The following is a 20,507-nucleotide window of genomic DNA, read 5'->3' as shown; positions in this document are numbered from 1 at the left end:
CTATAATTTACTAATTAGCTTATCAGTTAATACTTTATTAAAAACTTTTAGACTACCAATTGCACCTTTAAAACTATTTTGTGTATCGCCTATATATTTTAAAGGAAAAAATAATGTTTGCACCTTAGCTATCTTGTCTTTTGTATTTGCGAATGATTGCATAGCACCTTCTAAACGTTCCACGAACACACCATTCACATACAAAGAAGTACCCTTGTTATTGCCTGTGATAGTAATTTTAGTCCATACATTTTCTGGCACGGTATAATTAAAATTATAATCATAACCTTCTCTTGAGAAGCCTAACATCGAAGTATTCAACTGTTTAAGTTTAACAATAGCTTTTGGCGATGAAAAAATGACTGCGTTTGCAGGATTTCCGGCGCTCGGGTTTATGGTGAATGAAACTGTGTAATCATAACCAATTTCGTTTAAAGTGGTTTGGAACGGTTTCTTCTTACCCGTAAATCTCCCCGATTTTGAACTGGTAAAATCGTATTGCAATACCAAACTATCCTTCCCGTTTACCTTTCCACGAAGATTTAAGCCTGGTCCTTCACCTATTTGTTTACTTAATCCATTAAAAACTTCAAACTTCATTAAACTATCGGCCGTATTTCCTATCCACATTTTTTGCGACAATACCTGAAGTGCTGGAAAAACACGATCTGTTACATCTTCTTGAGTAATTCCATTGCCTACATGATCATTCCAAACGGCAAAGGCTCCACCTCTTATTTGCTTATTATCTTCTGAAAACACTTCTTTTCCAATCACATTGGGTGCCCATTTTTGATAAATATTTTTTAGATTGAGGTAATCATAATAGTAACCTGCTTTTGGAACAATATATAGCCACCCATCTGGTGTACTGATACCCTTATAACCCAATTTAAACATCTCGGCCGGTTCTGCATAGCCGTTATACCAAAGGTTCATGGTTACGTTGGTCGATTTCACGGGTGTTTGTCCCTTTGCGTGGGTAAGCGCACCCCAAAGTCTAACCCTCTTACCAAAGCTTTCTACGTATTTTATGGTGCTATCGGTAAACTTTCTGAAGTTTTCTGCCTCAGCTTTAGCATATTCATCTGTACCAATATGCACTTCTTCATTAATGAATACGGGGTTTGGTCCTTGTAAATATTCTTTAAATATATTGTGAACCACTTCGTAAGTTTTGGGCTTAGTGATATCCAGGTGGTCCGCACCATATTTATCACTGGCGATTTCGGGTACTGCTTTGGTTATTGATAATGCATGGGCAGGTGCATCAATTTCAGGTACAATGGTTACACCATAAGTATTACCCAATTTCTGTAAGTCGATAAACTCTTTCTTGCTATAACTTCCATCTTTGGCAGTAAGGCCAGGGTAAGTTGCATTCTCCAGTCTAAATGCCGAATAGGTTTTACTCCAATCGTTGTTAAAAAACTGCTTAAATCCGTTATCGTTTAAGTGAATTTGAAAGTCGTTCATTTTATAATAAGACAATAACTTCACATAGTTTCTTAGAAAATCTATCGTAAAAAATTTACGGCCAACATCTAGCACAAAGCTCCTTACTTCATATTTAGGGAAGTCTTTTGCTATCCCTTTCGGAATTTTGAGCTGGGTTGGATCTTGTGCTAAAATTTGAAGAATAGTTCTGGTGGCCCAAAACGCTCCGAGAGGTGTTTTTGCATGGATAGTTAGATAGTCGGCTATTTGCAGTTCATATCCCTCGCTTGCGATTGATTGACTATTGTTATCGACATGAAAATAAATATCTCCTTTTTGAGGTTTACCGGTTTTAATCCGAATATTTCTCTTTGGATAAACAGCTTTTAAATCATTGGCAAACGTTTGGACATAAGTGGTTAACAAGTCGTTAAGCTTGTCATCTACAACCAAGTTTATAGTTGATTTTAAGGTATAGAAGCCTGTGTTACCTGTCCATTCCTGTAATTTTGGAATAACGAAGGGTGCACTATTTTGTGCATTAACATGATACGTGAACAGCACTGAAAGAAGGGCAAAAGCAAGTTTTAATTTCATAGGGTGGCTAAGATAGTCAGAATTAAGTTAATTTATAAATGCGTACATAATCAACCTGCATGGAAAAAGGAAGATGTGCCTTATTGATTGGACCAGGCCATCCAGCACCACCTGCCTGATTAAGAATTAGGTAAAACGGAACATCGAAGGGCCACTGTTTAAGGTCGCCATTGGCAGCTTTAAGGTAAGTGTATGTTAAAACGTTATTAACAAAGAATTTGATGCTTGAAGGAGTCCATTCAATAGTATAAATATTATAATTGTTTTGACGGTATGATGTTGAATTAGAGGCTTTACTTCCGCCACTGGCATCAGTTACTACACTGTTATGGATTGTTTGGTAAATAACACTATCATTATTTACGTGCTCCATTATATCAATTTCACCACCAGCTGGCCAACCATTACCATGAGCGGTTTTTGGTTCAGGCATCATCCATATTGCCGGCCATGAACCCTTACCTTGGGTAAATTTAGCCCGAACTTCTATTTTACCATAGGTAATACTAAATTTACCCGATGATTGTACGCCACCAGCATGATATGGCAAAGGATCATTAGGAATCACTGCACTATCCATTCTCAATAGGAGATTGCCCTTATTTAAAGAGGCATAAGCTGGCAGTGCCGTCATGTACTTGTTCCATGCTACTTTTCCACGTACACTATATTGCCATTTTGTTGAGTCGAAGCCCCCTTTTCCTTTAAACTCATCAGACCAAACGAGTTTATACTTGGATTGCTTTGGTACAGCATCTGGTACCGCAACAAAGGTGAACATCCATTTTTCGGGATTATTCCAGTTCTTTCCATTAAAACTACCAATGGGTGCTTTAATACGGATGATATTCCAGCCTTTCCTTAATTTCAAGGATACGGGCGGTCGATACTCATAGCTTTCGTCTACATATGGAATTTCTAAATTACCCTTCTGACCGGCACGAAGCCATACAGGTGGTGAAATCAATTCACCATTGAGCCAGACTGCTGATTGGTGTGTATCCCATTGATTTAACGGCGGGGTATCTGTTGCTTGTGATCTTGATGGGTTACCAAAACCAATCCAAAAGTTTTTAATTGTATCTTTCTCTGCCCATATTTTTCTGAATGCATACCAGGTAGTATTTGGGCTAGGATTTTGTATCACACCTTTAATTTTTGGCGCCCACCAATGCCTGAGAATAATTGTTGCCCCTAATGCAGTTTGTTTTGCCGATGCCTCTTCCTGTTTAAAAATAGGTTTCTCAGGTTCGAAAGCTTTTGATAAGTCGCCCCCATTAGGGTAGGGCCCATATAGTTGCCAACTTATGGTTGATTGCGCTTGATAAGGGAACGGCATTCCAGTAAAATTTTGTTGTTGATGAACTAACAAACGTCTCTCAAAGTCCTTAAATTCGGTTAGCGCCTGTGCCCCATTTAGATCCATATTTGCTACCCAACCGCTATAACCCTTTCCTAACCAACTACGTTCAGCAAAGGCCAACATTGCAGGATAAACGCCATTCATTCGCAGTATATCACTTTCATGCGCAACGGCACGATCTGGCCAAACACATAAAGTTGCGCCCAAAGCAGTCTCATTTCCGGTATCTACATCCGCTAATTGTCTGTTAAAAATGGTAACCACACTTTCCAGGGGATCCATATGATTAACATATAAATGTCTCGAATCAATGTATTGGATCTTAGTTTTCCCGCTAGTTAGTCCCGCATCATCCATCCATAATTGCCTAATGGTAGATTCATCGAAATTACCCCCTGGTTCCCAGCCAACTACCTTTTTATTTAGCGATTTAAGCAGGGCCAAAATCTCAGGCAAAAAATTCTTATTGGTAATCTTTACTTCATCAGCTCCTATATGGATATAGGGTAAATCGTAAGTTTCGCAAAATTCTTTTAAGATATTTTTTACAATGGCTAAACCTGAATCACTCTGCATATCTACTTTCATTGCTCGTTTAAAAGCAGCGCTATGCCCAGGCATATCAATTTCTGGAACAAACTGTATGTGTCTTTCTCGGCAATAACGGATAAGTTCTTTAATTTCTGCGGTCGAATAATACTTGCCTTTATTTCGTTCCATGTACTGTGCGTTTGTTAGCTCCGGATACCGTTTAATAGCTAAGCGCCAAGCAATATCTTCTGTTAAATGCATATGAAACACATTTAATTTATATTGGGCCATGACATCAATTTGTTGTTTCAGCATTGCCATCGATTGGTAATTACGCCCTACATCAACCATATATCCCCTCCAAGCAAAAGCGGGAGCATCTTGGATGTCGATTGCCTTTACAAAACGACTGCCGCTCAACTGTTTTAACGTTTGGGCACCATAATATATTCCCGTTCGGGTGTAAGCTGTTATCACAATTTTTGTTGCCTCAACTTTTAGCCGATAAGCTTCTTTTTGCTGCTCGCCAAGAGCGGGCGATCCTATTTCGAGCTTAATAAACGGGTTGCCAATAGCTTTATTTCCCTTTACAATTTTTGCAGTAATGTTTTCAGCAGCTAATATTTTCTGAACTAATAAAGCTTCATTTTTTAATGAATCTACTGAATAGAAAATATATTTTACTTGATGAATAGGGAACTGGTCTTTCGATAGGACAAGTGATTGTGGTTTTGGAATAAGGGTTAACGGTGCCTGTGCGATTACACCCATACACCATAAAAGAAAGGAAACCGTTAATATTTTTTTTTTTGTTAGAAACATATACGTGTTTGCTTAATATCCTAGTTCTTGTAATAGTTGTGAACAATACCACTCTTGTCTGGGTAAATGAAAGGGTCCTTTAAAAAGATTACCTTTTGCAGTTTGTGCTAATGAGCCATCTCTATGTAAATAACCAAACCATTCACCATGTTCACGATCGTGAAATTTTTGATAGGCATAATCATGAACCATTTTATGCCAGCGGGCATATTTTTCATCTCCAGTTAATGTATAGGCGAGCAATGTGGCAATGATTGTTTCGTTGTGCGGCCACCAGAATTTCATATCCTGCCAATACTCTTGTACAGGTTTATCATATACGTCTCTAAAATATAAGATCCCGCCGTGCTCCTTGTCCCATCCACGCTCCCACATATAGTCGAGCATTTTACAACCTAATGCAATCAATTCGGGGTCGTTGTTCCGGTATTTTGCCTCATGCAAAATAAACCATGCTCCTTCTATAGCGTGACCAGGGTTTAAGGTTCTTCCGTCTACATGATCAATAATAGCCCCATCTGGCGCAACTTGCTCCATTACACATTTGATGTCGTCTTTTACGAAGTTGTTGTTGATTTCATCAATCCATTTCATGATCCATTCATCACAACGTGGGTCGCCGATGGTTTCTCTTAATTGCTGTGCGGTGTTCATCATAATCATGGGTACACCAATACCCTTTGCAGGGCGTGTACCTGTAAATTTCGCAGGCAAAAGATCAGGTTTGGTTGCGTATTCAATACATTTCCCAAAAAGATATCTGGCCTTTTCAGCAGCCTCTTCATCGCCACTCGCTTTTGCATAGGCGGCGTTGGCAATAACCGCAAAGGTTTCGGAAAAGTAATATCTTCTTTTACGAATTGGGTTTCCCTCTCGTGTAACGTGGAAAAACATTTGGCCATCTGTATCAAAACAGTATTTATTCAAAAAATCTATCCCTGATTTTGCACCATCCAGCCAGGCCTTTTTAGATTCTATGGTATTATAAAGTGTGGATAATAACCAGGCAGCACGCCCTTGGATCCAAACCGCTTTATCGTCGTCAATTAAACTCCCGTCCTGATCACGCATTAACAAATAACCACCATATTCTTCATCAATGGATTTAGGAAACCAAAAAGGCACTGTATTATTCAATAACTGATTTTTATAAAATACTGAGAGATTCTTCAGCTCTTCCTTTGTATAGCTCATAAAGATTTATTTTACGGTAATAGAAAATGTTGAGGCTGGCAGTTTAACTTCGTTCACCAGATTTGCTCTTGTAAATGGCTGCCAAGCATAAAGCACCTTAACGACAATCCGATTAGGCGGTATGGTTAAATGGACCTCATTTTTATAAATATTTGCTTTAACTAGCAGACGATTTCCTTTATCATCTTCTATTTCAAAGCCCTTTAAAATGGATCCATTGCTAGGCTGTAATTTCTGCGCATGGTTAAAAGTAATTACGATCAAATTGCCCTTTCTAATCGCTTTCACTGCATCTGGTCCGCTGGCTTTGATATTTTGGTGATAAGTGTTTTTCAGCGCTAAGCGTGCTAATCTTTCACCCACTTCCCTTTTATGTACTGGGTGCACATTTAATGAGTCTCCAAGATCTGAACTCACTGCCATTGCGGCGTTTGGGATAAGGGATTGGAGTTTTCGCTGTGCATTGCGGAAGTATGGCCATGATGGGCGATCTATGGCCGACAGTTGTACATAATAAAAAGGAAAATCAGCATTCCAATGTTTTCGCCAGCTTTTCACTAACACGGGCATTTCGTGGTTAAAAAGTTCTACATTATGCGCATTACTTTCTCCTTGATACCAAATTATCCCTTTGATAGGGAATTTGATCAGCTTTGAAATCCCAGCTTCGTAATTATAGGCAGGTTCATAAGGATGTCTTTGCTTTGGATTACCTGCATTTTTCAGGTTCATATCCGCCCTGCCCCTTGCCCACTCTTGCATAAAGTCAGATTTCCGCCAGTTATTCGTTAAATCGACTAAAAGATCGTCATGTTCTAATGTCTTTCTATCGATCCACGACTCGAGTGTTGAGCCACCTACTGCCATTTGAATTAACCCTATTGGTACATTTACTTGCTTTGCTAACTTTTCGCCAAAATAATAAGCAACTGCTGAAAAATCAGCAACGGTATTAGGTTCCAAATTTGTCCATGTTGCAGAGAAATACGCAAGTTCATTCAGCGCATTTAATGTCTGTTGATCCCAAGATATATTATCCGTTTCAGCGATTGCATTAAACTTTAACAATCTTATGGGTAAATTTTTGTTCAGATTAGCAATTGTGTTAATACCGTTTGCGGCTGATTTTAAAGGAAAAGCCATATTAGATTGACCGGAGCATAACCAAACATCTCCAATAAGGATATCTTTCAAACGCCGTGTTTGAGTACCAGAAACGATTGTTAAATTGTAAGGCCCTCCAAACTTCATAGCAGGGAATTGAACTTTCCACTTTCCTGTACGATCTGTTACTACACGCCTAATCATATTATTAAAGTTAACTTCTATCTGGTCGTTCGCATTAGCTGTTCCATATACACCAATTAATTGGTCGCGCTGTAATACCATATGATCAGCAAATAAAGGATCCAACTTAAAGCCTCCAAAATCGCCGGTTATATTTTGATAAACTGCTTTGGCGATAATTCCTGCCCCCCTTTTGTCAGGATGAAGATTATCGGCAAAAAGCTCAGGGCGATTATGTAAGGCTGCATATAGATCTATCAGCGGGAGGTGGTTAACCTTGGCAATGGATTCTATTTTTTCCTGAATTTGCCAATACCAATCACGAGTTCCTGATTTGAATCTTGAATGTCCGCTAAAAATAGGACTGAGACTGCAGATATAAATCTTCATATGAGGATTTCCTTGTTTCAAGGTATCTATTAACCATTGATAATCACTTTGAAACTCATCTTTAAAATTTGGCCAATTTCTGGGGTCTGTGTCATTTAACCCTAAATGAATTATGGCAATATCAGCTTTAAAGTTTAACAGGTTAATGAATTCCTTAGTTTTATTGTAAGGCCTGTGCCCTTTCTTTAAAAGCGTTGCTCCACTTAAGCCAAAATTGCCCACTTCATAGTTATTACCTAACAATTGTTGCAGTTGAGCGGGATACGAATTCTGTAAGGGATTAGGTAATAAATATCCAGCTGTTACAGAATTTCCAACGCAAGCAACTTTAATTTTTTGTCCGTATACATTGTTACTGCACAAAAATGTGAGCGCAATAATTACCCTGGCAACAGTCTTCATTGATTTATTTTAAGATTTCGGTTACCGGGATACGTACAAAATACATATCTCTCACACCTTCATAAAAGAAACCAATCATGCCATCATCGATCTTTGTTAGGGATGAGTAGCCGAATAACTTTCGATCATCAACCAATAGCTCATTTTTGCTGTCCCAGCTTTCGCCTAAATCCGTACTAGCTTTGATAGTTAAATTAAACCTGCCATTTTGCGTATTATCATTTCCGAAGAAGACTACTTGCTGTTGTTTGCCTTTAACTAGAACATTAGCTTTGATAAAGCTGGCCATACAAACTGGATCTTGCAGTGCTTGGTAAGAAGTATGGTGTTCGGTCCAGGTTTTACCCAAATCAGCCGTGGTGGCAATACTTCTAAAACTTCCCCGGTTATCTCTCATATTTAACATTAATGTTCCAGGTGAGGTTTCTATAAGCTGTGCTTCTGTTGTATTTGGGATCGGTCCGTCTTCAGTTTTCCAGGTTGTACCATGATCTACACTATACACTAATGTTGAGTGCGGCATAGCATGCTCGTCCCAATATTGTGCAGCGAAAACAATTTTACCATCAGCCATCGCTATTCCGCTACCGGGGCCGTTAAAAAACAAATTCCATTCTGGATCTTTCACCCCAGCGGTGATGCTTTTGGGTTTCGACCAGGTAAGGCCATCATCATCACTACTTACTACCACCAACTGTCCGGTAACATCTTCTGAGAGACCAGGTTTTGACCCTGCGATAGAGCGATTTCCTTTACTCCACAATGCGATTACCCAAATCTTTTTGGTAATGGGATCGAAAAGCACCGCGGGATCTCCCACCCCGTTGTTGTCGTGTGGTTCGCCCATATCCATCATCACTTTCATCGGCTCCCATGTTCTACCACCGTCTGTACTTCTGTTCATACCTACATCAATATTTGCTGGCAGATCTCTCGAATTTTTATATCGTATATCGTATACCGCAATTAATGTACCTTTATCTGTTGTAGCTATTCCCGGAATTCTAAAGGTATGGATGTCGTTTTGGCCACCTTTAACTACTGCAATACCCAATCGTTTTACAAATCCTTTCCCTACCTCCCTAACTTGATGTTTCTTTGAATTTACATCCTCCAGTTGGACAACATGAAACTCGATCTTTGAATCGATATCTGCGTCTTTTTTAAGTTTGGCACTGAACCAAATATAATTTACACCGGGTTTTAAGTGTAGGCTAATTGCCAAGCTTTCACTGATTCTGGTAGGGTTAAGCTTTGCCAAATGTTCTTTTTCATTAAAGGAGGCTTCTCTACCGGTAAAATATACATCTACGCTTTCAACGGCTTGTAATGCGGCGGAGTTTGCTTTTAGCGTTAACTTCCGTAATGATAGTTTTTCTCCCGCAGGAACATATATTCGTAAATACAATAAAGGATTAGACTCTATTCCTTTAAATATTGGCGACACTGGTGCTGAAGCCGTAATTGTAATTCCTGTAGTTGAAAAAGCCTGAAAAGCAAACAGGTTGAATATCAACAATAAACCTAGGCTTAATTTTAATCTCATAGCTTTCATATGTTAATTGGTTTGAGCATCTGTAAAGTCGTTAAATTTTGGACGTAAGAAATAAAGTTGGATCATTAAGGCTGCAAAGACGATGATGGATAACATGGCAAAATCATGACCTAAGTTTCCAGAATCAGTTGATTTTCCCAGTAAATCTGTAATATAGGCACCTGCGAATACGCCTGTCATATTCATTATTCCATAAGCTGTTGCACGGTATTTCGAGGAAACAAATTGACACAATATAGGCATATTATTTGCATCGAACATTCCGAAACCCACTCCGAAGCAAAGTGCTGCACCTACTACATGAAACAAAGAATGACCAAAGCCTATCAATAATAGCGAAGGAATGGTTAGGCCCAAACCTATTGCACTCGTATAAATGCGGCCCTTCAAGTTTTTCTGCACCCACCTATCTGATAAGATACCGCCAAAAATTACACCGATAAACGAAGAAGCGGCAATGGTAATGGTAGACAAAGGTCCGGCTTGTTCCATAGGCAGGTTTAAGTTCTGCGCAAATAAAGTTGGGAGCCAGTTTTTAACGCCCCAACCGGGTAAACTTGGAATAGCGAAATACATTAAGATAATCCAGAACGAAATATTACTGAGCAATAATGCTAAGCCTTTAAGGATAGGTACTTTTGGGCCAGCGGTAAGCTGATCTGTTGCGGTTGCTTTAGCAACCTTTTTCTCACGCAGGAAGAAGACTAAAATTAGTGCATATACAATGCCTATCATTCCAAAAAAGTGGAACGTAGCTTGCCAGGTATAATTTTTAGCAACTGTGGCCCCAAAGCCGCCTAGTGCCTGCCCCATGTATAAACCAGTCATATGAATACCAATAGCAAGGGATCTGGTTTTAGAGCTATGAAAATCGGCAATGAGCGATAAGCCAGCAGGAATATATAAAGCTTCGCTTACGCCCATAATAGCCCTTAAAAGATAGAGCTGATTAAATGTTGTGGCATAGCCCATTGCAAAGGTAACGGCACTCCACACGAATAAGCTACCTACAATTAACCATTTTCTATTAAACTTATCGGCAATAATGCCCGACACCGGGCTCATAAAACCGTATATCCATAAGAAGATAGCCATTAAGTAACCGAAGTTTGTGGCCGATTGGAGATCTGCAATATCAATTTGCATGGAAGGTTTCATGGTAGAGAGCATTTGCCGGTCCATATAATTTAACAGGGCAACCACCCATAGAAGGCCCACTACTGTCCAAGCATATCTTTTGGTTTCCATCATTTTGTATATTTTATTTTACCTACCAAAATATGAGGCGTTCGTACGCCTGCTCTAATTTCGCCCCCAGCGACGACGATCTCCTCATCAAATATTACCGCAGTTGTAGTTACTGTTCCATACGGCATGGTGCTTTTCAGTACTGTCCAATTGCCCTTCAAAAGACTGTATTTTAAAACCGTTTTGGCAAAACCTGGGTGGCCTTCTTGAAGTTTGGCCTTCTGCCGGTTTAACGTTTCTTTCTTTAATGTATCTTTTTCGCGGTCTATCGTAGCAATCAACTTCTCGGTTTCATGAAAAGTCTTTCCCTCATCGCCACTGAAGATTAAAATGTCATTTCCTTTAACTATTCCAGTCGCAGCCGACACCGGATAAGGCATGGCATTTTTGGTTGTCCAGGTATGCTCACTCAGCTTAAAAGCATAAACCTGATTGTAAATTGTACTGGTATCGCCAACGTTCTTCATTCTACCGCTAATAAGGTAGATTTCATCACCAGCGCTTACTAATACCGTATGGGAAACAGGATGGGGAAGATCTTCCAATGCTTTCCATCCATCGTTTAACGCGTTTAAATTTAAAGATAAAAACTGATTGCTGGCTCCATCCGCATTTTCTCCGCCAGCCACATAAAGTTTATCTCCTTTATAGGTTAAGGCAGCATTAGTTAAGCCATTCGGTAAGTCTGGCAGATAGCTGGTCGTTAATGCTCCGGCATTCCATGTTAGCAATAAAACCTTATTAACCAATCCATTCTCATTTTCTCCGCCCGCAATAACCATTCCTTTAGGGGTACTGCACACAGCACTGTATGCTAAGTTAAATGGGAGTTTCCATTTACAGTTGGTATCCGCTAAGGTTAAACCTGTTGTGGACTTTGCGTATACAAAGATATCATCATAATAACGCTTCTTTCCTCCTTCCCAAGGCATTTGATCAGGAAAATTGTTGCCCCCAGCAAGCACAAGCTTATTGGCTAAAACACCAATCGCGGCACCTGCCAGACCGACAGATACATTTTGTTGATGGGCAGGAGGAATGTTGCCTGCCATAATCCAGGCAATGTCGTGGATGTTTGCCTTTTGCGCCAATAAATTCGGAGTTAATATTGTAGTAATCAATAAAGTAAGATAAAAAGTAGTGTTTTTCATAAAAAAAGGCTTAGGTAAAGATACCATTGCCAATGCAGTTAGGCGCTCAAAATGTTCGCTTTTTTAGTTTACCGACCTAAAAGATTTAAAATCTAGGTTTGCAACCTCAGCGCTGAAATCCTCAAATGCAGTAGCACTCATATTCTTAACAGGAAGTCTAAATCCGCCAAAATCAAAATCAACCAACTTCATATATGCTTTTCCGGTAGCGATACCACCGTACTTTCCCAGTAAACGAATAAAGTCGATTGATTTTTGTTGTAGTGCTGTTGCTTTTTGGAGATCATTTTCTTCGAAAGCTTCCATTAGTTGATTGTATAAAGGAGCTATGTAATTAAAAGTACTACCCACAGAAGCCTTTGTTCCCAATACCAATGCGGAGAGCATATTTTCATCTCTACCCCATAGCATATCGAACTTACCACTGCTAAAGTTCATACAGGAAAGAAAGTCCATAAAATCTTCGTGCGTATATTTAATGCCAGCGAAATTTGGAATGTTCCCATCTACTTCTTTCAATAGATCGATCATGGCAATATTAGCTCCTGTTAACACTGGAATGTGGTAATAATAAAAAGGCATATTGGGAACTTCTATCGCTATTTCCTTACAAATTTCGGCTAAAATAGCTGCATTTGCTGGTTTAAAATACGAAGGTGCAGTAAATGAAACCGCATATAACCCAATTGATTCGGCATGTTTGGCCAATACTTTGCAATCCGCAATACACGTTCCACCCAACAAAGTCATCACTTTAAAATGTTCATCATCTTTTGTTGCATCTGCCCAGGCTTCTGCTATGTGCATCTTTTCTTGCATGGTGAGCGATACACCTTCTCCAGTTGACCCACAAATGAAGGCTCCTGTAACTTTGTTACGTTTTAAAAATTGATAATATGCGGGAATTAAGGAAGGATTTATGTCTCCATTTGCATGCATCGGTGTAAATGGGGCTGCAATTAAACCTTTTAGTGGTTTGAAATTCATGGGAAATGTAGTAGTTTTTAAAATCATGATGACAGGATAGGAAGATTACAGACTATAATATTCGTAGTTATAGTCTGTAATCGTTATTTATTTAGCTAAACCTGTTAGGGTTTGGTAGTAGGATAACCAGGTGTTTGATTAACTAAAGGATCATTGGTCCATATCGCTTTTTCAATTGGCCAAAGAATTTCGTAACCCTCTGTTGCTTTATCAAGCACGCCATATTTATGGTTTGGAGATTTAAATACTAATGGCTCGTTAGCAAATTTCATTCTTCGTAAATCATACCATCGCTTACCTTCAAAAACAAACTCCTTACTTCGTTCTGCGAAAATAGCCAGTTCATTTGCATCCTTGCCACTAGTTATAAAAGGTGTAGGATCTGATAGAGGCGCAAAAGCCCTGTCTCTCACAACTTTAATATAAGTCGAGGGATCTCCACCTTCCGCGTTCACAATTTCTGCAAGCATTAATTGCCTGTCTGCTTCCCTATAAACCGGCCAATCGTCTGTAAAATATTTCTTATTGGTTGTTGTAGCTGGGTCTGGGCCAATGAATTTAACTAAGGCAGTATTTCTTATTGTTGGAACCCTTGGATTAACGCCCGTATTTACTTTATAATAGTCATAAAAAGTGGCGTTCCTCCTATTGTCTGCCACATTGTAAGTTTGGAAAAGTTCAAAAGTATAGGCATAGCGTTGGATTACCTGTTGAGAGTTTGTTTGCGCCAACTTTAGTGGGTCGACCAAGAAATTACCCACTCCTGCACTTGCAACAGAGTCTTTATAGTGCTGACCATCGAAATTAAAAGTTGAGTAAGTAAATTGAGCTACACTAGGCATTTCGGCTTCTCCAACAGCGTATCTTATGGCAAAAATAATTTCACTATTGTTTTTAGTTTTAAATACGTTTGCAAAGCTGCTGGCAGTGCCAGTTAGTAAGCTCGTTCCGGTTACGGCGTTTAAAGCTGCTTTTGCATCGGCTAAATCGGCAGTTGTGTTATATACCTTGGCCGACCATAAATACACTTCACCTTTTAGCATCAGTGATGCATTTGGCGACCATTGGCTTTTATCTGAAGTAGTAGCTACACCGTTGAATAGTTCAATCGATTTATTAACGTCGCCTTTGATTACTGTTAATACCTCTGCTTCTGTTGCTCTGGCTTTACGTAATTCTATGGGATCAATTTTACCGTTTGAAACTTCGGGTTCCAAGCGAATAGGAACTCCTCCATAGGTACGCAATAGGTGAAAATAATAATAAGCCCTCAATCCATAAGCTTGCCCTAAGAAAGCATTTTTTCTGGCAGGAGATAAAAATGTTATTGCTTCAACTTTTTGAATAAACAAGTTGATTTGCAATATTGGCTCATAAAAACCGGCCCAACTACCAATACCAGTTGAGTTCTCTGATAGATCTTGTTGTATGATAGGTAGTTCATTCAAAGAGGTGTTTTGTCTGTCCACATTGCTAAAGCTTCCACCTCTTAACTCGCCAAGGCGTTCGAACTGAAACATACTGCCTCTAAACTGGCCATGCATACCAGCCATGAAGTTGTTTACTTGTGCTTCGTTTTGCCAAAAATTACCATCTCCAAAGTAATCTTCCGGCGCCAAATCTAGTGTTTTACGGCAAGACATCGTGCTGATTACGAGCGTAAATGCTAATGCTATATATTTTAACTTATTCATAATATTTTATTTAAAAGGTTAGGTTAGCGCCAAAAATTACTTGGGTAGGGATTATATAGGCACTATTCTGAGAACCTGTACGTTCAGGCAAATTAAGTTGTTTATTTGTTAGGTACCCTAGATTTTGTCCAGTAGCGGTAATCGTTAAGCCGCCTATTTTAGCCTTCTGAAGTAGTTTTGTCGGCAGACTGTAACTTAATGAGACCTCTCTAAAATTTAAATAATTCGAATTTACCCAAAACATATCACTTGGTCTGTCGAAATTCTTTGAGTTTAACTGATCTGCCCAAGTATATCTCGGATAAGCTGCGTTCGGGTTTTCTGGTGTCCAGGTATCTTTAACAACTTCTGTTGCATTGAATTCTCCCTGAAAACTTCCTAATGCCCAAAGTTGCATAAAGTCCATTTGTTTATAACCAAGTGCAAAATCAATACGAGCAAATAGACTTAAACCTTTCCAGGAGATGGAAGTATTAAAGCCCCCTGTCCAACGAGGCAATGTGCGACCTAACTTCACCATATCTCTGGTATCGATGGTATCATTCAAATCGATATCTTTCCATTTAACATCACCTAATCGAGTAGCGATAAACGTAGGTGAATTTGCGTTGGGATTTAGATTTTTGCTAGCAATTAACGACTGGCTAGCTACTTTTTTACCGGCAGAACCACCATACCATACTTGCCCGGCGGCTAAATCTATTTTGTTATATTTCGCTAAATCATCCGCATTTCTTATGATTCCCTCTTTAACAAAACCATATATCTCACCTGGCTCTTGTCCTTCTTGAAGGCCGGCAACCCAAACCAATCTATTTGTTGCTGGATCATAAATCTGCTGACCGCCTTGCCTGTTATTTTCATTTCCATTAAAAGGTAGTTTAAGTATCCTGTTTTTATTCCAAGCTGCATTAGCACCTATCTCCCATCGTACTGCACTTTTCTGAATGATCTTGTAGTTTGCTTCTAATTCTACGCCTGTATTTTGCATGCTTCCATTGTTGGTGCGAACAGAGGAAACACCAGAAGAAGTTGGCAGCTGTACATTTGCTAATTTATCGGATGTAATTCTATTGTAAACACCAACGCCTGCAGTGATTCTATTTTTCAAAAAGGCCATATCCAATCCCCCTTCTAAGGTGGTACTTTTTTCCCATCTTAAATTTGGATTTGCAGGGGTATTTAAGAAACCTATTACCCCATTATAGGCATTCTGCGGTCCATAAGCACCCTGTAATTCATATAAACCAATGGCATTGGAAGTTCCGATACCAATGTTTCCATTCTTACCATAACTCGCTCTTAGTTTTAAAAACGATAACCAGTTTTGAGTTGACTGCATAAAGTTCTCCTTAGAAATTACCCATCCGGCAGAACCTGCTGGAAATATCCCGAATTGGTTGTCTCCAATTAGTCTAGAAAAGCCATCTCTTCTTACTGTAAAAGAAAGTAGATATTTTTCATCATAATCATAATTAGCTCTAGCAAATTGCGATAATATCCGTTCTCTACTGTGACTTGAAACGATATTTCTAGCGCCTATTCCTGCAACATCTTTAGCAGTAAGGTTTAAATCTTGAAAATCATCTGTAGGTGCTAACTTTCCATCTGCAGAAAATCCCTTGCTGTAGGCGTCAAAATATTCGGCACCTACCATCGCATCAAAACTGTTTTTATGAATTAACTTCTTGTAATTCAAAATCGCATTATAGGTTTGTCTAGTAGTGCGGTTGAAGGATGCAGCAGATGTCCTATCTCTATTCCAACCTGTATTGGGGTTGGTAAGACTCATAATCCCTGTTCTAAAGTCCCTATTAAAACTCTCATAAAATCCCTCCTCATAAAACAAGGTACCTTTTACTTTGAAGAATAAATCTTTTGTAAAATCTACTTTGAAGGCCTGACTCAGGGTAAATTTATCCGATTGGTTGTCCACCTTATATTTATCGATATTAATTATAGGATTACCGTCACTTGCATCACGTCCCAATAACAAATCACCTTTTTCGTTTGTTCCACGCATAGTTGGTGGTGCAGAAAGCATACGTCCCCAATAGTTCGCCTCGCCGTTAAAAAGAGATTGATCTCTCCAATTGGCTTTGATAAACTGAACTCCGCTTTCAGATTTCAACCATTCTTTTACATTATAATCTCCATTGACGCTAAAATTTAAACGACGGTAAAATGTTTTTAACGAGAGACCGCCTTCATTATAATATCCTATGTTCGCAAAATAGCTACCTTTGTCGTTTCCACCATTCATACTGATATTATAATCTTGCGAAAGAGCAGTTTTATGAAGCCCATAATCCCCGTAATTAAAATCCTTATAAATTAGGTCTGCGTATGTTCCATTGGGATCGTAATTACCCTGAGCATTGGTGGGAACGGCATCTTTCATTGTTTTCCAGCCTGTATTTTTTGAAAGCAACTCTTGGTTAACAGCAGTTAAACGCATTGTACTCCAAATAGCATTGCTACTATAATTACCATCTAAAATATTGCCCGCTCCATCTTTATAAACATTTCCTGTACCTCTAGGACCAACTGCGGCCAGCGCACTATTTGACGCAACTGTTCCTAACGTACCGTTTTTGATAGCTTCAACCACGCCTAAACGCGTCCATTTGATATAATCTTCGGCACTGAGAAAATCGTACGGGGTATTCAAATAACTTACACCTGTTCTTGATTTCAAGGAAATAGACGATGATCCTGTTTTCCCTCTTTTTGAAGTAATCAAGATTACCCCATTACTGGCTCTAGCTCCATAAATAGCAGTTGCAGAAGCATCTTTCAAAATTTCCATACTCTCTATTTCTTCAGAATTGATATCACTTAGAGAGTTTCTCACTTGACCGTCCATCAAAATTAGCGGACTACCACTACCGTCAAAATTCGTTCCTCCTCTTAAAGTAATACTTGCAACTGAGCCTGGTCTTCCTGTTGTTGTAGAAACTCTTAAACCAGGTATTGTACCAGCCAAGGCTTGAGCAGGATTAGATCGCATACCTGTTTCCAAAACCTTTGGATCTAATTTTGATACCGAGCCTGTTAATTTTGACTTCTTTATGGTACCATAACCAACTACAACGACTTCGTTTAACGCTTGATTATCTTCTTCCAAGGTTACAGCAATGGATGATTGGTTGCCAATAACAACTTCCTTAGCAATGAGGCCGATAAAAGAGAAGACTAATATATCTCCATTTTTTGCCGGAATGCTAAAATTCCCTGTTCCATCTGTTAAAGTTGTTATCTTGGTCCCTTTTATCAGCACACCTGCGCTTGGAATTCCAACACCGGAAGCATCGGTTACACGCCCAGTTATATTTCTATTTTGGGCATTAGCGATTAGCATCATGAAGCTCATCACTAGTGTTAGCACTAATTTGCTAACGTTTGATTGGTAATTTTTTCTCATACATCATGGTTTTATTTGATTATTATGTTATACATAATACTTTCGAAGTACGGAATTATTTTTATTTGTTCCAAATATTTTGTTCATTTTAATTGAAGTTTTTTTCTCAGTAATGTTATATATTTGCTCCCAGGGAAGTATAGCGTATTTTTCCTATCAATAAATTATACATAATAATGGATTTTTTGGCCAATTTTAAGCAGGTAGATACTAGTTCTTTAGTAGATCGGGTAGAAGACAACATCGTGCAATTGCTTCAAGAAAAAAAACTTAAAGTTGGCGATAGCATTCCTACAGAATTAGAACTTTGCAGTAATTTAGGTGTAAGTAGAACTGTTGTTAGAGAAGCATTGTTACGATTGAGAATGATGGGGTTGATAGAATCAAAGAAGAAAAAAGGTTCTGTAATTACCTCACCAGATATATTTGGGGTGTTGAGCAAAAGTATGAATCCTCATATTTTAGATCAGGGTACGCTGAAGGATATATTTGAAATAAGAATGGTATTAGAAATTGGCATGGCCGACTTCATATTTCAGCACATTACCCAGCCCGATATCGAAGAGTTGAAAGCAATAGTAGGTAATGAACCTAATGCCACACAAAATCATCTCTTTAATATCGATCATGAAATTGCCTTTCATGGAAAATTATATGACATCACCGGAAATCCGACCCTCAAAAAATTCCAGAGTATGTTATTACCTATTTTCGATTATGTACACAACAGTGGTTTGTTAAAAAAGCAAATCCAATTTGACAAATATGTATCACATAAAGGGTTAGTGGATATCTTAGAAAATGGCTCTCCCGAACTTTTCCGTAATGCCATGAGAAACCATCTTGAAAATCATTTTAACCGACTTTTTTCGGAGATGTAATTTGCAATTTAACTACTTTCCTAGCTGCGTCGAGAATATCTTTATAGCATCTGCGTCATCATATTTCTCCATTTGATTTTTTAGCTCATTCATTAAACTTGCCGTAACTTTTTCATATCCCTTCTTGCCGAAAACATTATCTACCTCATGTGGGTCCTTTTGCAAATCATATAGCTCCCATGAGTTTACCCTCGTATAAAAACGAATGAGCTTATAACGCTTATTTTTAACCCCAAAATGAGGAGAAACTGAATGCTCGCTATTCTCATAGTAGTGATAATAGATAGCACTACGCCCCTGAGCCTTCTGTCCCGTTACTAAAGGCAAAAATGATTCCCCTTGTATGTCTTTGGGAATATCCACACCTGCGGCATCAAGCACCGTCGGCGCAATATCCATGTTCAACACCAAATCATCTGATTTGGTACCTGGTTTAATTACGCCTGGATAGCGCATAACCAGTGGAGTTCTGAAAGATTCTTCATACATAAAACGTTTGTCAAACCAACCATGTTCACCCAAATAAAAGCCCTGATCCGATAGGTAAATTACGATGGTATTTTTTGACAGGTTGTTTTTCTCAAGGTAATCCAATGTGCGCCCAATGTTTCGATCCAAGGATGCAGCTGTACTAAGATAATCCCGCATATAGCGCTGATACTTCCACTCGATTAATTTTTTACCACTCAAATTCCGAGCTTTTAAATCGGCCTCAATGGGCTGATAATAAGCGTCAAATTTACCTCTCTGTTCAGGAGTCATCCTATTTACCGATGGTTCTCCATTTTTACTGTAGGAAAGCATTTTCAAATCATAACCCATCAACATTGTTTTGTCAATACTCATATCCTGTACCTTAGCAGCTTCACGATTCATATAATGATCATAAAAGTGCTTGGGCAGTGGAAAACTAACATTGTCATACAGCCCCATATCCCTGGTATCGGGTAACCAAGTTCGGTGGGTAGCCTTATGCCCTATGACAACACAAAACGGCTGGCTTTTATCCCTTGAATCTAAGTACTTTTCCACTTCATCTTCTATTACATTACTTACATAGCCATTAATGCGCTCCAGTTTCCCGTCCATGTTCAAAAATTCCGGATTATAATAGTGCCCCTGTCCCTTTAAGATTTTATGATAATTAAATCCCTGTGGGGTACTTTCTAAGTGCCACTTCCCTATCCATGCAGTTTGATAGCCAACTTTTTGCAATTGTTTTACAAAGTGGTCTTGACTTCCATCAAACTGATAACTAATATTGTCTTTAAAGCCATTTTTATGACTGTATTTACCGGTTAATATGACCGCTCTACTTGGTCCGCAAATAGAATTAGTAACATAGCCTTTGTTAAACGTAACGCCTTCCTTGGCTATCCTGTCTATGTTCGGTGTTTTTGCAATTTTACTTCCATATGCACCAATTGCCTGATAAGCATGATCATCGGATACAATGATGACAATATTTGGTTTTTGTTGGGCCAAACTAACATTATTAGTAAAAATTGTAAATAAGAGGGAGGTAATTATAATTTTCTTCATTA

General features: G+C 38.8%; 12 protein-coding genes. 1 reads left to right on the top strand and 11 read right to left on the bottom strand.

Translation table 11 applies throughout. The features are described 5' to 3' along the window. The 10 genes from BM207_RS07800 to BM207_RS07755 all read right to left on the bottom strand — a co-directional run bounded on the left by BM207_RS07800 (position 1) and on the right by BM207_RS07755 (position 18,082). Positions 1-2,034, bottom strand: coding sequence for a family 20 glycosylhydrolase (locus tag BM207_RS07800; protein ID WP_090993024.1), 2,034 nt, complete (start codon positions 2,032-2,034; stop codon positions 1-3). Between the two features lie 22 nt (positions 2,035-2,056). Further along, positions 2,057-4,750: a family 20 glycosylhydrolase gene (locus tag BM207_RS07795; protein ID WP_177217081.1), complete on the bottom strand. Its 2,694-nt coding sequence runs from the start codon at positions 4,748-4,750 to the stop codon at positions 2,057-2,059. A gap of 12 nt (positions 4,751-4,762) precedes the next feature. Continuing rightward, a complete protein-coding gene (locus tag BM207_RS07790) occupies positions 4,763-5,944 on the bottom strand; it encodes an AGE family epimerase/isomerase (protein ID WP_090993023.1) in 1,182 nt (393 codons plus the stop codon). Positions 5,945-5,950: 6 nt separating this feature from the next. After that, positions 5,951-8,023 carry a GDSL-type esterase/lipase family protein gene (locus BM207_RS07785; RefSeq protein ID WP_090993022.1) on the bottom strand — a complete coding sequence of 691 codons (2,073 nt, stop codon included), beginning with the start codon at positions 8,021-8,023 and terminating at the stop codon, positions 5,951-5,953. Between the two features lie 4 nt (positions 8,024-8,027). Beyond that, a complete protein-coding gene (locus tag BM207_RS07780; RefSeq protein WP_090993322.1) occupies positions 8,028-9,569 on the bottom strand; it encodes a sialidase family protein in 1,542 nt (513 codons plus the stop codon). Between the two features lie 12 nt (positions 9,570-9,581). After that, on the bottom strand, positions 9,582-10,829 hold the full coding sequence (locus tag BM207_RS07775) for an MFS transporter (protein WP_090993021.1): 1,248 nt from the start codon (positions 10,827-10,829) through the stop codon (positions 9,582-9,584). Then, the gene (locus BM207_RS07770; RefSeq protein ID WP_143095928.1) at positions 10,826-11,977 is read right to left on the bottom strand and encodes a Kelch repeat-containing protein; all 1,152 of its coding nucleotides are present in this window, start codon (positions 11,975-11,977) and stop codon (positions 10,826-10,828) included. Before BM207_RS07770 ends, BM207_RS07775 begins: the two co-directional genes overlap by 4 nt. A gap of 63 nt (positions 11,978-12,040) precedes the next feature. Continuing rightward, positions 12,041-12,964: a dihydrodipicolinate synthase family protein gene (locus tag BM207_RS07765; RefSeq protein ID WP_090993321.1), complete on the bottom strand. Its 924-nt coding sequence runs from the start codon at positions 12,962-12,964 to the stop codon at positions 12,041-12,043. Between the two features lie 104 nt (positions 12,965-13,068). Beyond that, complete coding sequence (locus BM207_RS07760) at positions 13,069-14,658, bottom strand: RagB/SusD family nutrient uptake outer membrane protein (RefSeq protein WP_090993019.1); 1,590 nt, start codon at positions 14,656-14,658, stop codon at positions 13,069-13,071. Positions 14,659-14,668: 10 nt separating this feature from the next. Further along, the gene (locus tag BM207_RS07755) at positions 14,669-18,082 is read right to left on the bottom strand and encodes a SusC/RagA family TonB-linked outer membrane protein (protein ID WP_090993018.1); all 3,414 of its coding nucleotides are present in this window, start codon (positions 18,080-18,082) and stop codon (positions 14,669-14,671) included. A gap of 176 nt (positions 18,083-18,258) precedes the next feature. On the opposite strand from BM207_RS07755, the gene BM207_RS07750 reads away from it, so the two are divergent. After that, positions 18,259-18,963 (top strand): FadR/GntR family transcriptional regulator, encoded by a 705-nt coding sequence (locus BM207_RS07750; protein WP_090993017.1) that lies wholly within the window; start codon positions 18,259-18,261, stop codon positions 18,961-18,963. A 12-nt stretch (positions 18,964-18,975) separates the two neighbouring features. Here BM207_RS07750 and BM207_RS07745 read toward each other — a convergent pair whose 3' ends face one another. After that, complete coding sequence (locus BM207_RS07745) at positions 18,976-20,505, bottom strand: sulfatase family protein (protein ID WP_090993016.1); 1,530 nt, start codon at positions 20,503-20,505, stop codon at positions 18,976-18,978. Positions 20,506-20,507 lie beyond the last annotated feature (2 nt).

The organism is Pedobacter insulae (assembly GCF_900113525.1).
Lineage (GTDB): Bacteria > Bacteroidota > Bacteroidia > Sphingobacteriales > Sphingobacteriaceae > Pedobacter > Pedobacter insulae.
The sequence above is the reverse complement of the archived record's forward strand: the minus strand, read 5'-3'. Positions and strand labels throughout refer to the sequence as shown.

Bases quoted from the DNA above. Each gene is read 5' to 3' on its own strand.
- BM207_RS07800 (WP_090993024.1), bottom strand. From the start codon at position 2,034: ATGAAATTAAAACTTGCTTTTGCCCTTCTTTCAGTGCTGTTCACGTAT.
- BM207_RS07795 (WP_177217081.1), bottom strand. From the start codon at position 4,750: ATGTTTCTAACAAAAAAAAAAATATTAACGGTTTCCTTTCTTTTATGG.
- BM207_RS07790 (WP_090993023.1), bottom strand. From the start codon at position 5,944: ATGAGCTATACAAAGGAAGAGCTGAAGAATCTCTCAGTATTTTATAAA.
- BM207_RS07785 (WP_090993022.1), bottom strand. From the start codon at position 8,023: ATGAAGACTGTTGCCAGGGTAATTATTGCGCTCACATTTTTGTGCAGT.
- BM207_RS07780 (WP_090993322.1), bottom strand. From the start codon at position 9,569: ATGAGATTAAAATTAAGCCTAGGTTTATTGTTGATATTCAACCTGTTT.
- BM207_RS07775 (WP_090993021.1), bottom strand. From the start codon at position 10,829: ATGATGGAAACCAAAAGATATGCTTGGACAGTAGTGGGCCTTCTATGG.
- BM207_RS07770 (WP_143095928.1), bottom strand. From the start codon at position 11,977: ATGAAAAACACTACTTTTTATCTTACTTTATTGATTACTACAATATTA.
- BM207_RS07765 (WP_090993321.1), bottom strand. From the start codon at position 12,964: ATGAATTTCAAACCACTAAAAGGTTTAATTGCAGCCCCATTTACACCG.
- BM207_RS07760 (WP_090993019.1), bottom strand. From the start codon at position 14,658: ATGAATAAGTTAAAATATATAGCATTAGCATTTACGCTCGTAATCAGC.
- BM207_RS07755 (WP_090993018.1), bottom strand. From the start codon at position 18,082: ATGAGAAAAAATTACCAATCAAACGTTAGCAAATTAGTGCTAACACTA.
- BM207_RS07750 (WP_090993017.1), top strand. From the start codon at position 18,259: ATGGATTTTTTGGCCAATTTTAAGCAGGTAGATACTAGTTCTTTAGTA.
- BM207_RS07745 (WP_090993016.1), bottom strand. From the start codon at position 20,505: ATGAAGAAAATTATAATTACCTCCCTCTTATTTACAATTTTTACTAAT.